This window comes from Sphingomonas sp. SP1 (assembly GCF_058313395.1).
Genome location: NZ_JBZFLC010000001.1, coordinates 1,079,717 through 1,092,957, shown reverse-complemented (window position 1 = coordinate 1,092,957; position 13,241 = coordinate 1,079,717). Strand labels below are relative to the sequence as shown.

8 protein-coding genes are annotated in these 13,241 nt (G+C 67.6%); 4 read left to right on the top strand and 4 right to left on the bottom strand.

What is annotated here, in order from left to right; all coding sequences use genetic code 11:
• Positions 1-339: 339 nt before the first annotated feature.
• Positions 340-996, top strand: coding sequence for a hypothetical protein (locus tag AC4GYS_RS05570; protein WP_491108100.1), 657 nt, complete (start codon positions 340-342; stop codon positions 994-996).
• A gap of 68 nt (positions 997-1,064) precedes the next feature.
• Here AC4GYS_RS05570 and AC4GYS_RS05565 read toward each other — a convergent pair whose 3' ends face one another.
• Entirely contained in the window at positions 1,065-3,863 is a 2,799-nt protein-coding gene (locus tag AC4GYS_RS05565; protein ID WP_491108099.1) for a TonB-dependent receptor plug domain-containing protein, read from the bottom strand.
• A 247-nt stretch (positions 3,864-4,110) separates the two neighbouring features.
• Here AC4GYS_RS05565 and AC4GYS_RS05560 point away from each other — a divergent pair, with 247 nt between their 5' ends.
• A complete protein-coding gene (locus AC4GYS_RS05560; RefSeq protein ID WP_491108098.1) occupies positions 4,111-5,979 on the top strand; it encodes an ABC-F family ATP-binding cassette domain-containing protein in 1,869 nt (622 codons plus the stop codon).
• A 10-nt stretch (positions 5,980-5,989) separates the two neighbouring features.
• Here the strand turns inward: AC4GYS_RS05560 and AC4GYS_RS05555 are convergent, their stop codons facing one another.
• The 3 genes from AC4GYS_RS05555 to rnk form a co-directional block, all read right to left on the bottom strand.
• Complete coding sequence (locus AC4GYS_RS05555) at positions 5,990-9,304, bottom strand: amidohydrolase family protein (protein ID WP_491108097.1); 3,315 nt, start codon at positions 9,302-9,304, stop codon at positions 5,990-5,992.
• Positions 9,305-9,485: 181 nt separating this feature from the next.
• A complete protein-coding gene (locus tag AC4GYS_RS05550) occupies positions 9,486-10,481 on the bottom strand; it encodes a rod shape-determining protein (protein WP_491108096.1) in 996 nt (331 codons plus the stop codon).
• Positions 10,482-10,549: 68 nt separating this feature from the next.
• Positions 10,550-10,960, bottom strand: a complete 411-nt coding sequence (rnk, locus tag AC4GYS_RS05545; RefSeq protein ID WP_491108095.1) for a nucleoside diphosphate kinase regulator — start codon at positions 10,958-10,960, stop codon at positions 10,550-10,552.
• Between the two features lie 432 nt (positions 10,961-11,392).
• Here rnk and AC4GYS_RS05540 point away from each other — a divergent pair, with 432 nt between their 5' ends.
• Positions 11,393-11,923, top strand: a complete 531-nt coding sequence (locus AC4GYS_RS05540) for a hypothetical protein (protein WP_491108094.1) — start codon at positions 11,393-11,395, stop codon at positions 11,921-11,923.
• Complete coding sequence (locus AC4GYS_RS05535) at positions 11,920-13,230, top strand: DNA-packaging protein (RefSeq protein ID WP_491108093.1); 1,311 nt, start codon at positions 11,920-11,922, stop codon at positions 13,228-13,230. The genes AC4GYS_RS05540 and AC4GYS_RS05535 overlap by 4 nt, the downstream gene beginning before the upstream one ends.
• Positions 13,231-13,241 lie beyond the last annotated feature (11 nt).

Genomic DNA, 13,241 nt, shown 5'->3' with positions numbered 1-13,241 from the left:
CCAACTCCAATGTTTTCGGCCAAGGCACGAGCCAAGGCCGAGGTTCAACCGACTTCCCGAGGGAAGCACGAGTGTCCGTGGGGTTGGGAGTGTGCGCCATTGAACGCACATGGGCCTGCGAGAAACCGCAGGTCGTAAATCTCTCTTCCCCGTCTAGGCCGGAAATTAAGGGCAAGCCCACCAGCTGTCTCGGACGGAACGCCCGGCACGAAGCCGAGCGACGAGCGCGCCTATAGCCGAATGGCTGCGCCGATCAACCCCGGCCCTGCGGCAAGCGGTGCGGCGGGCCTGCCGGTTCATGCGTTCAGGGCCGGAAGTTCAAGCGACGAGGAGGATCTTATGTCTGGGTATCGCGGCGATGGATATGGCGAGCATGGGAACGTCGGCGACGAGAATTTCCGGTGGGGCGACGGGCAAGGCGGCGCCCCCGAGCGCGGCGCCGCCCGCGGGAATCTGATGGGCCGGGCCGAGGAGAAGGTGCGCAGCTTCGTGGAACGCGACGACGATTCCGGCCGCGGCCGCGACCGCGACCGGCCGTTGGCGGAGGATCCCCGCGCCGTGCGCGCGGCCGACGAGTGGCGGCAGCGGCACGGCCGCGAGGGTTACGAGGGCAGCTATGGCCTACATGACGAAAGCTATCGCCAGTATCGCGAGCGGCATCTGGAGGAACTCGACAACGACTATCGCGAATATTGCCGCGAGCACGGCCATGAGTTTTCGAGCGCGTTCGAAAACTGGCGAACCAGCCGGCGGGAGCCGGGCGCCCGGACCGGCGCGTCGGGACAGGGTGATCCCGTGATCGACGGGACCGGTGGAAGCCCGATCATTGAGCCCAGCGAATCATCGTCGATCGGCAGCCCGCCGTCGGTAACCTATGGTGCGGGTGATTCCAGCGGCGGCCTGATGGGGGACGAGAGCGGCGGCGCGATCAGCCTGGGCGATGCCACCGGTGCACAGTCGCCAACCGGGACGACGAGCAAGCGTACCCGGCGCTAAAGGACAACCGGCACTCGCGTCCTTGCCAAAGCTTGGAGCGAGTGCCGGTGAAGCTGGGCGGTCGCGGTTTAGAAGCTGACCGCCGCCCGGCCGTAGATGTAGCGGCCGTTGAAGCCGAACGGCGAGAAGATCGAATACGGGATGTAGATCTGGTTGGCCGGGTAGAAGGTCGCCGGTGAAGAGCCCGGACGCTGGCCGAACGGAGAACGGTCGGGATAGACGTCGAACAGATTGTTGGCGCCCAGCGCAAATTCCATCCGGCTGCCGCCCGGGTTGTAGCGAAGCTCCAGGTCCGTGATCCACTTGCGGCCGAGGAAGATGTCGTCGGGGCCGTAGGCGGTCAGGCTAAGCGGATCGTCGAGCGGCGCGGCGGCGCCCGGCGAGACCACCTTGCCGTAGCGGGTGGTGCGCGCGGTGAGGCCGAAGTGACCAAGATCGCCGTCCGCGCTGAGCACGATCTTGTCGCGCGGCTGGCCTTCGGTGAAGCGGAGGCCCTCGACCCGTCCGAACAGGACGATGCCCGGAATTTCGGCCAGCGGCCCGACCGCATCCAGCCGCTTGTCGATCTTGGTCTTGTTGTAGTTGTAGGCCGCGGTCAGCGTCCAGCGGCCGAGGTTTCCGGCGCGGAAATTATAGGCGGCGACCAGGTCGACACCCCGGGTGGTGGTGTCGAGGCCGTTGATGAAGAAGCGGGCCGCGGCGACCTGGGGGAAGCCACTGGCCGCCAGCAGCGCGGTAACTGCAGCCTGCACCGGCGCGGTGTTGCCAGTGCCGCCCGTGCCGAGCGTTTCGGTCAGCACGATCCGGTCGTCGATGCCGATCTGATAAAGGTCGGCCGTCAGCGTCAGACCGCGGAAGGGATTGGCGGTCGCGCCAAGGCTGAGGTTGATCGACTTTTCAGGCTTGAGGTCCTGCGCGCCGAGCGCCCGGGCCGCCGGCGCCTCCACCGCCAGTGTGGCGATGTCCACCGGCACGCCGTTGATGAAGTTGGTCGACGTGGTGGTGAAGAATTGCTGGTGCAGCGACGGCGCGCGGAAGCCGTTGGAAACCGAGCCGCGGATGGCATAGCCCTGGATGGGCTCCCACCGCGCGGCGAATTTGCCGTTCCAGGTCGAGCCGAAGTCGGAATAGCGTTCGAACCGGCCGGCCAGCGTGGTGGTGAGGCCGGCGACGATGTCGGTGTCGAGTTCGGCATAAGCCGACCAGCTGTGGCGGGCCTCGTTGGTGCGGCTGGCCTCCGGAATGCCAGGGAAGCCCTGCGCACCGACCGGCGCGGCCCGGCCGGGGAAGGCGCAAGTGCCAACCAGCGGATCGGCAACCGACGCGGTGAACACGCCTCCCTGCACGGTGCAGTCGGCCGCCGTGGTCGTGATGGTGGCACGGAAGAACGGGCCGATGGCGTAGGACTGGAACTCGCCGGGACGGATCTTGAAGCGTTCCCGGCGATGTTCGGCGCCGACCGCGACCGACAAGGGCTTGGCGAGGCCGATCGCAAATTCACGGCTGAAATCGGCGTTGATCAGCCACTGGCCATAGCGCAGTCCACCGGCATCGAAGTCGCGCTGGCTGTCGGGCCCGAAGGAGGTGTTGAGGGTGTCCTCCACCCGGTAATCGAATTTGTTGTGGCCCCGCCCAACGGAGAAGTCGGCATTCCAGCCGGCAATCTGGCCCCGGGCGCCGAACGTCAGCGCATAGTCCTTGAGGTCGGTGTTGATGAGCGGAAGGAAGCCGATGTCGGTCAGCGGAACGAAATTCAGCGAATTGGGCGCCTGTCCGGGGAGCAATACGCTGAAGTCACGGTTCTGGACGCTGCCACCCTGGCGCCAGTTGGCAGCGCTTTCCGCCTTGCGTTTGCCGTAGGAGCCAAAGGCATAGGCCTCCCAGTCGGGCGTGATATCCAAACCGGCATTGAGCAGCAGGTTGAGATCGCGCGACTGCGGGTCGCCGAACCGGAACTGGAGCCGGTCGAAGGTCACTTCCCGCGGGTCGAACGCGCCGCCCGGACGATTGAAGTTGGGCCGCAAATCATATCCGGCGCGATTGGTATCGTCGCGCTGGCGGAACTCCGCCGTCAGGTTGACGAAGCCGGATTGGGCGATGGGGAGGCCGAAGTTGATTCCGACCGTCGCCTGGGTGCCGTCGCTGATCCGCCGTTCGCCGTCCGTGCTGGCGAGCAGATAGCGATTATCGGCCGGGTCGAGCTGCGGCTGTCCACCGGGCGTCAGAACCAGTCCGGTGACCCGGTCCACGTCGTCGGGCTTGGTATAATATTGGCCATAGGTGAAGCTCGCCCGGCCCCCGCGCGATGCACTTTTCAGCTGGATGTTAATGACCCCGGCGATAGCGTCCGAGCCATATTGGGCGGCGGCGCCATCGCGCAGCACTTCGACCCGACTGATGGCGAGCCCGGGGATCAGGTTGAGGTCGACCGCGGCGCTACCCCGGCCGACGGTGCCGTTGATGTTGAGCAGCGCGGAGACATGGCGGCGCTTGCCGTTGATGAGCACGAGCGTCTGATCGGGACTCAAACCGCGCAGCGTTGCCGGGCGCAACGTATCCGAGCCGTCGGCGATCGAGGGCTGCGGGAAATTGAAGGACGGCACCAGCTGGTTGAGGATTTTGTTGGTTTCGGTCTGGCCGGTGTTGGCGATTGCTTCCGACCCGATCACGTCGATCGGTACCGGGCTGTCCGCCACCGTCCGATCGGAGCGGCGGGTGCCGGTGACGATCACCGTCTGTTCGGTCGGCGCCTCGGCCTGGGCCTGGGCTGCCGGCTCCTGAGCGACGGACTGGTTTTCCTGGGCGAGCGCCGGGCACGCGAGCGTCGCGGCACCGGCAAGAAGCACTAGCTTGGTGGTCTTCAGCATCGATCATCCCCCGTTGTCGCGGAGCACCGCCAACGAGCGAGAGGTTCAACCCAATAATGCCTTATGGCAAGGGGATTTAGGACGGTATCCGGCGAAAGCCATGATCGACCCCGGCCGCCCATGGTCGGTGCAGCACCATTGCCCGGAAAGGGCGCGAGATTGAAACAATCTTGCCGCCGAGCGTGACTTCGAACTCGCAAAACCTTCGGCCTTGGGTTCGCCACGATCAGGCCGTAAGGGGCCGGCCATGCTGACCATCAATGGAATCACGGTACGCCTCGGCGGGCGTACGATCATCGACCGCGCGTCCGCGACGATCCGGCCCAACAGCCGGGTCGGGCTGATCGGCCGCAACGGGGCGGGCAAGTCGACCCTGATGAAGGTCATGATCGGCCAGCTGGAACCCGACGAAGGCGAGATCGAGATGCCCAAGCGCACCCGCCTCGGCTACATCGCGCAGGAAGCGCCGAGCGGCACCGCAACGCCTTTCGACACCGTCCTTGCCGCCGACGTCGAGCGGGCGGCGCTGATGGAAGAGACGGAAACCTGCACCGACATGGATCGGTTGGGTGATGTCCATGAGCGATTGCTTGCGATCGACGCCTACAGCGCTCCGTCGCGGGCGGCGCGGATCCTGCTCGGCCTCGGCTTCGACGAGGAGATGCAGGGGCGACCGCTCGACAGTTATTCGGGCGGATGGAAGATGCGCGTCGCGCTTGCGGCGCTGTTGTTTTCCGAACCCGACATCCTGCTGCTTGACGAGCCGTCCAACCACCTGGACCTGGAAGCGACGCTGTGGCTGGAAAGCTTCCTCAAAAGCTATGCCGGGACGCTGGTGGTGATCAGCCACGAGCGCGACCTGTTGAATAATGTGGTGGACACGATCCTGCACCTCGATGGCGGCAAGATCGCGCTGTACGCGGGTGGCTACGACGACTTCGAGCGGCAGCGCGCCGAGCGGGCGGCCCAGCTGGCGGCGGCCAAGGCGTCGCAGGACGCGCAGCGGGCGCGCCTGCAGGACTATATTGCGAAGAACAGCGCGCGGGCATCGACCGCCAAGCAGGCCCAGTCGCGGGCCAAGATGTTGGCCAAGATGCAGCCGATCGCGGCGCTGGCCGAGGACCCGATGCTGAGCTTTGCCTTTCCCAGCCCGACGCAGCTGAAGCCGCCGCTGATCACGCTGGAGATGGCGGCGGTCGGCTATGCGGAGGCGCACCCGGTGTTGAGCAAGCTCAACCTGCGGATCGATCCGGACGACCGGATCGCGCTGCTCGGGCGCAACGGCAACGGCAAGACGACGCTGGCGCGGCTGCTGGCGGCGCAGCTGGCGCCGATGGAGGGCGGCATGAACGCCTCGGGCAAGATGCGGGTCGGCTATTTCACCCAGTATCAGGTGGAGGAACTGCACGGGTCGGAGACGCCGTTGCAGCATATGACCCGGGCGATGGAGGGCGCGACCCCGGGCGCGGTCCGCGCGCAGCTCGGGCGGTTCGGCTTTTCCGGCAACAAGGCGACGACGCAGACCGACAAGCTGTCCGGCGGCGAGCGGGCGCGGCTGGCGCTGGCGCTGATCACCCGCGATGCGCCGCACCTGCTGATCCTCGACGAACCGACCAACCATCTCGACGTCGACGCGCGCGAGGCGCTGGTGCAGGCGGTGAACGATTATGACGGCGCGGTCATCCTGATTAGCCACGACCGGCACATGGTCGAGCTGACCGCCGACCGGCTGGTGCTGGTCGAGAATTGCGCGGCGGTCGATTATCCGGGCAGCATCGACGATTACATCGACTTCGTGCTGGGGCGTAACCAGCCCAAGGCGCCCGCGAAGCCGAAGGCGGCCAAGCCCGATCGCAAGGCCGAGGCCAGGGCGCGCGAGGATGCGCGATCCTTGAAGCGCGCGGCGGCGGAAGCGGAAGCGGAGAGCGCGCGGCTGGCAGCGCAATGTTCCGACATCGACAAGGCGATGTTCGACCCGGCGGGAGCGGACCCGAAGCTTGCGTCCTTGCCGATGAGCGAACTGGTCCGGCGGCGGGCGGAAGTGGCCGCCGCGCTGGCGCTCGCGGAAGCCCGCTGGCTCGAGGCCAGCGAGCAAATGGAGCGCCAGGCCGCCTAGCGGCGCTGCGTCAGTGGGCGTGGGCTGGGGTGCTCCTGCGGCCGGCCGCGGGATCGTCGCTGTCTTCCCACCAATAGGGCTGGCGCTGTCGGTTGCCGGTCACCTGCTCGTTGAGGGTCGCCGCATCGTAGAGCCGCCCGCCGAGCATGACCTGGCGCACCTTGTCGGTGTTGCGGATGTTGGCGAGCGGATCGGCGTCGAGGATGACGAGGTCGGCAAGCTTGCCCGCCTCCAGAGTGCCGAGGTCGCGGTCCATGCCGAGCGTCCTGGCGGGCATGACGGTCGCCGCCTGGAGGGCCTGGAGCGGGGTCCAGCCGCCCTTGGCGAAGCTCCACATCTCCCAATGGGCGCCGATGCCGTCCTGCTGGCCGTGGGCACCGATGTTCACCTGGATGCCGCGATCGGCGAGCTTGCGCGCCTCGCGCGCGGCCCAGGTGTCGGCGTAATCCTCCTCGGGCGCGATTTCGCGGCGGGCGCTGCCGGCGGCGAGCGTTCCGGGCGGGACGTGCGCCTTCAATAGCGGGTGTTCCCACAGGTTCATGCGGGCGCGCCAATAGGGGTCGGCGCCGGGACCGCCATAGGCCACGACCAGGGTCGGCGTGTAGTTGACCTTCGTCTGCGACCACAGCTGCAGCACGTCGCCATAGAAGACGCTGCCCGGCACGTTGTGTTCGACCGTGGCGTTGCCGTCCTGGATGAGGCTCATGTCCATGTTGAACAAGGAGCCGCCCTCCGGCACCACCAGCATGTTTTCGGCCTGGGCGGCGGCGACGACCATCTGGCGCTGTTCGCGGCGGGGCTGGTTGTAGTTCTTGACGCTCATTGCCCCCTGCGCCTTCAGGCGGCGGACATGGGCCAGCGCGTCCTCGAACTTGCCGATCTCGGCGAAGGCGCCGGCGGCCCTGGCGCCGTAGATGATTTCCCCGGTGGAGAAGATGCGGGGCGCGAGGATGAGCCCGGCGCGCTGCATCTCGGCGGCGGCGAAAATCTCGGTAGCGCTGTTCGATGGGTCGTGAATGGTGGTGGTGCCGAGCGCGAGGTTGGCCATCGCCGACCAGTTCTGCTGAGGCGTGAAACCGCCCTCCCCCATCGGTCCGTGGGCATGGGCGTCGATGAAGCCGGGGACGATCGTCTTGCCGGTGACATCGACCGTCGGAACGCCGGCCGGGACGGCGAGCTCGCCGCGGCGGCCGACAGCCTCGATCCGGTCGCCGCGCACCAGGACCACGCCGTCTTCGACGATCCCGCCGTCGACGCCGCGCATGGTGATGACTCGGCCCCCGACCAGCGCGACGCGGCCGGTCGGCTTGGCGGCCGCGACCGTCCGCGACAGGCCGATGCCGCTGGTCGGAATCGTGTACGAGCCGCCGAAAATCGCGCCCGTGTCGGCGGTGAAGAGCGTCGGGCCGATGCTCCAGTGCACCCGCCGGCCACCGCCCGAGAAGTGCATGAAGTCGCCGCCCCCCTGGCTCAAGCGGACGGCGGGAAGCGCGCCTTTTTCCGTTGCCGCCGCCACGTCCTGCGCGCCGGGCAGGAGGGGCATGAGGAAGGCCTCGTAATTCTGCCGAAAAGCGACCGACTGACCGTCCGGCGCGACTTCGAAGTCGCTGGCGAGGTCACCGGAGGCATGGACCCGGCGAGCCTCACCCGACAGATCGGTGCTGATCAGCTGCAGCTTGTCGTCGGCTCGCAGGGTCATGAACAGGCGGTCGCTGGACGCCCCGAATTGCGGCGTCGCCGTGCCCCGCTCGACGAGCCGCGGCTTGCCGCCGCTGGCCGGGACCACATAGCTGCCGGAATCGCGGTTCCACTTGTCGGCAGTGAGCCCGCCCCCGGACCCGGCCTCGAAGGCGATCAGCCGACCGTCGGGGGAGAAGCTGGGCGCGGCGTAATGGCCGGGTTCGGTGGTGACGACGCGGGCCCTGCCCCCGCCGGCGCCCACCGTCATGATGCGGCCGAGCGTGCGATCGGTCCAGCTGACAAAGGCGATCGAGCGACCGTCGCGCGACCAGCTTGGCCAGCCTTCGAAGGCCCGATCGTCGCCCCGGGTGAGCCGCCGCGGCGCACCGCCGGCCGCGGGCTTCACCCATAGCTTGCCGAGGCTTTCGAAGACGATCCGGCTGCCGTCTGGCGAAGCCTTGGCCCAGCGCACCATGCGCGTTTCGAAACTGTCGGGCGCAACCGACACCTGCGGGTGGAGCGAGGTCGCGACGACCCGGTCGTCGGACACCTGGAAACCGATGTCCCGCGCAGCGCCGCCGTTCACCGGCACCCGGCGAATCTTGCCGCCGCTCCACAGCACGACCTCCCGGCTGTCGGCGGTCCAGTCCATGTTCGGATAGACGCCGGTGACGGCCCAGGTTTCCTGCATGTCCTGATCCGGCAGGTCGAGCAGCTTGCGTTCGTTGCCGCTGGCGAGATCGCGGACAAACAGCTTGGATTTGGCGCGTTCGCGGCGGACGAAGGCGAGGAACTTGCCATCGGGGGACGGGTTGGGGCGGACCGCGCCGCCATTGCCGCCCGTCACCCGGTGGGTTTCGCCCGTTTCCAGTTCGTAACGCTCGATCGCGAACAGCGCGCGGTTGCTGTCCTGCGCATATTGAAAGACGCCGCCGGGCGTGATGTTGCGCGTAAAGTAGATGTGCTTGCCGTCCGGCGCGAAGGTCGGTTCGCCAAGCTCCTTCTGGAATTTCTCGTCGACCCGCTTGACCAGCTGGACGCCGGTGCCGCCATCCACATGGTAGAGCCACACCTCACCGGTGCCGAGCGAGCGAGTGGTGGTGAAATGCTTCTTCGCGACGATGTAGCGGCCGTCCGGGCTCCAGCTCGGCTGGTTCAGGAGGCGGAAGTCTTCCTTGGTCAGCTGCTTCGCGTTCGAGCCGTCGGCATTCATCACCCAGATATTGTCGCCGCCGCCCCGGTCGGAAACAAACGCGATCCGGGTACCGTCGGGCGACCAGCGCGGCTGCTGTTCATAGGCCAGCCCGGCAGCGATCCGGGTCGGTGTCCCACCGACGATCGACATGACATAGATGTCGCCGAGCATGTCGAACGCGATCCGGCGTCCGTCGGGAGAGACGTCGACGTTCATCCACGTCCCCTCGTCCGTGGCGATCGGCACCCGGCGCAAGGTCAGGCCGCGCGGCGATTCCACGTTCCACTTCGGCGCCTCGGCGTTGGCGCCTTCCTCGCGCGGGGAGGTGGCCGGCGGCGCATGGGCGGACGCGGCATCGGCCGGGGAAACCGGCGGGGGCGGCACATCCTGCGCCAGAACCGGAGCCGCGCTGGCAAGAAGGACACAGGTGAACGCGAGTTTGAGGGTCATCGAAAGCCTTGTTCCCGGGGAAGAGGGCGGAGTGCGGGCGCAGCCGCCGGCATGGGCCGTGCTGGCAGGATGGCGAACCCCGGCGAAGCACGCAACCGGTTAAAGCAGACCCGCAAATGATCGCCGCCAGCCGGCCGAGTGCATGGTCGGTTCGCGCTTGGGCAAAAGGACGACCGCCCAGCTATTGCAGCAAGCGCTTCAGCCCTTCGGCCACGCATTGCCGCGGTTGATCGGCAACATGGGTTGCAACCCCCGTTTCGGCCGCGATGTGCTCCGACAACAGCGCGCTAAGCGCGCCGCCGCCGGTGAGCGTGATGCCGTCTTCCAAGATGTCCTCGGACAGTTCCGGCGGCGTTTGTCCAAGGGCGTCGCGAACGGCGCGGCCGATCAGTTCCACCTGCCTGATCCAGACCGGCCGAAATTCCTCGGCCGGGAGCGACAGGGTTCGCGGCAAACCCGAGGCCGTGTCCAAACCGCGCACCGGGACGAGCTCGTCCAGCCGGCCGGTCGCCAGCAGGGTCGAGAGCCGCAGCTTGAACTGCTCGGCCTCCTTTTCGCCGATCTGGAAACGATGATGGAACATCAGGTGGTCGGTCAGCGCCTGATCGAGCGCGTCGCCCCCGCCCCGGACCGACTTGCTGAGGCAGATCGAACCCAATGAGATCACCGCCACCTCGGTCGTGCCCGCACCGCAGTCGACGACCATGCGGCCGCGGGCTTCGTCGACATCGATCCCGAGGCCGATGGCGGCGAGCAAAGGTTCGGGAACCAGCCGGGGCGCCCCGAAGCCCGCGTCGAGGGCCGCCGTTTCGAGCGCCCGCCGTTCGCTGTGGGTTGCGTCCGCCGGGATGCCGATGGTCGGGCGGATCCGGCCAAAGCGGCGGCGAAGCGTAATGGTATCGCGTACGAAATGAAGCAGTTCGCGGGTCGCCCGCATGTCGCTGAGCACGCCGTTGCGGAGCGGGCGTACGATCTTCAGCGGCTTGGCGACGCGGCCGACATAGCTGCTGGCTTCCTGGCCGGCGGCCACGAACCGCGGCACGGCGTCAAAGCCCTGAAAACAGCAGACCGACGGCTGGTCGAAGACCACGCCGGTTCCGGCCGCGACCACGATCGTGTTGGCCGTGCCCAGGTCGATGCCGATGGCCGGCGCGGAGGCGATGTCTTTAGCGAACATGGACGGTCTCTAGCATGGACGGCGTGAACTCACATGGGGGAGATGCAAGGCGTCACCGACACCGTGCGTCAGCGCTGCCGGACGGCAAGGATGGTGAGCGAGCGCGGCCGGCCATCCGGATAAGGCCAGTCGATCCGGCCGCCCACCGGCATGCCGATCAATCCCGCCCCAACCGAGGTCATGACGGAAACGCGCCCTTCCTCGATATCGGCGGCAGCCGGCAGCACCAGTTGGACGGTCCGTTCCGCCCCCGTGGCATCGTCGCGGAACACGACCTCCGACCCGATCCGGACGACGTCGGCGGGAAGGTGTTCTGCGGGATGCACCTCGGCTCGCTCGATCTCGTCCATGATCGCCTGGGCAAGGTCCGGATTGCGACCCTGCATGGCGAGGGCGAGGCCCGCAATTACGTCGTAGTCGGCCTCGGAAAGATGGATGCGCGGCTGATCGGGTGCGCGGCCCTGGGCGTCGATTGTCATGATGCGTGATCCGATTCTGGCAGCTTGAAAGACTGGGACGATCCGTCGCTGACCCCAGGCTGAAGCTTTACCAAGCGCAACCTGGGGCTAGCAGCCCGCGAGGAGCTGTCCCGAGCGGTACAAGAACCGATGGAAGAAGGGCGCGTGGCTCACGTGCGAAAGGTCGGCCCCGGACAGGTCAATGTCAATGCACGCGTTCGCCGCCTGGTTGGCCGGCGCCGTGTTCGCCCGAGTCGAACAGCGGCCCGATAGTGGCCTCGCCCGCGCTTACGCAAGGTGACCGACCACCCGCCCTATCGACTTGGGTCAGGGCAAGTTTGTTCCTGTTTGGTTTGTTTTACCTTGACATTGTAACGCTGTTTCGGTAAACCGCCAAACGGTGGGAGCGAGCCGCGGATCTTCGGGTCCGCGGCTTTTTTGTTGGGGAGAGCAATGAGCGAAGACCTGGACATCAAGCGCACGAACGGGCGTGCACTACAGCGGCGCAAGGAGCGAAAGGACGCGTTCGGAAAAGCCAAGCAGAAGCTTTTCCTCGGGCACTTCGCGGGGACGTGCAACATCAAGAAATCATGCGAACTGGCGGGCGTGGACCGATCGACCGTCTACATGCGGCGCAACAGCGATCCCCAATTCAAGGCGGCCTGGGCGGCAGCGCAGGAGCAGGGCTATGCCACCCTGCGAGCCGAGCTGGTTCGGCGGAGCCTGGAGTTCCTGCAGGCAATCGTTCCGGATGAAAACGCGGAGGCGACCCTGGCCGGGATGGACGCCAAGCTGATCCTGAGCGTCCTGCAGCACAACGACAAGACGATCGGTCGCGAACCGGGTGACGTTTATCCGCAACGGTCGGACGTGGCCGGCGCTACCGAGCGGCTGGCGAAGCTGCTGAAGCGGATGAAGTTGGAAATGGAAGATGCGGCGCCGGCAGCCCGCCCGGCCCTGCCTGCGCCGGACGCAGGAAAATGACCGCCGCCGATCCGCGCGCGCTGCTGCGGCGCCTGGCGCGCGAGCCGGCGGAGCGGCAGATGCGCTTCTGGAAGGAAACCAGCCCGGCCGACAAGCGTGCGCTGGCCTGGGCATGGGCGGCCCACCTGCGCGACAACCAGCGGCCGCCGCTTGGCGACTGGCGGGTGTGGCTCGTGCTGGCCGGACGCGGCTTCGGCAAGACCCGGCTGGGAGCGGAATGGGTGCTGGAGGAGGCACGGCGCAATCCAGGGGCGCGGATCGCGCTGGTCGGAGCAAGCATCGAAGAAGTCGACCGGATCATGGTCGGCGGCGAAAGTGGGATCATCGCCTGCTCGCCGCCGGGAGAGGAACCGGAATGGCTCGTTTCCAAGGGCCTGCTTCGGTTCCGGTCGGGTGCGGAGGCGCAGGCTTACTCGGGCGCTCATGGGAATGGGCTGCGCGGGCCGCAGCACCATGTCGCCTGGTGCGACGAGCTAGGCAAATGGCGCGAGGCGGACGCGACCTGGGACAATCTGCTGATGGGGCTGCGGCTGGGCGATCACCAGCAGGTGGTGGTGACGACGACGCCGGGGCACGCCAAGCTGCTGAAGCGGATCAAGGGCCAGCCCGGCACGGTGGTGAGCAACGGCCGCACGCGTGACAATCTGGACCTGTCGGCCGGCTTCCGCGAGGCGATCGAGGCGGCCTATCGCGGCACCCGCCTGGGGAGGCAGGAGCTGGACGGCGTGGTGCTGGACGAGGCCGACGGCGCGCTGTGGACCCGCGAGCTGCTGGACCGCTGCCGAGTGGCTGGTGGCACGCTGGACCTGCGGCGGGTGGTGATCGGGGTCGACCCACCCGCGAGCGAGAAGGGCGACGCGTGCGGCATCCTGGTGTGCGGGATGACGGGCGACGGACGGGCCGCGGTGCTGGCCGACGCAAGCTGCCGGGGCGAGGGGCCGAGCGGCTGGGCCGGGCGGGTCGCGGCGGCCTTCGACCAGTGGCGGGCGGACCGGGTGGTGGCGGAGGCCAATAACGGCGGCAACATGGTTCGCAGCGTGCTGGAAACGGTCGCCCCCACGCTGCCCCTCACATTGGTCCACGCGACCCGAGGCAAGGGTGCGCGGGCCGAGCCGGTGGCGGCCCTATTCGAAAGCGGCAAGGCCTGCCTCGCCGGTTTCTTTCCCGAGCTGGAGGACGAGCTGACCGCACTGACGCCGGGCGGCTTCGTGGGCAGCGGATCGCCCGATCGGGCCGATGCCATGGTGTGGGCGATCACCAACCTGATGTTCGCAGGCGGCCATGCGCCGGCGCTGCGGCAGCCCTAGGCGGGGGCAAG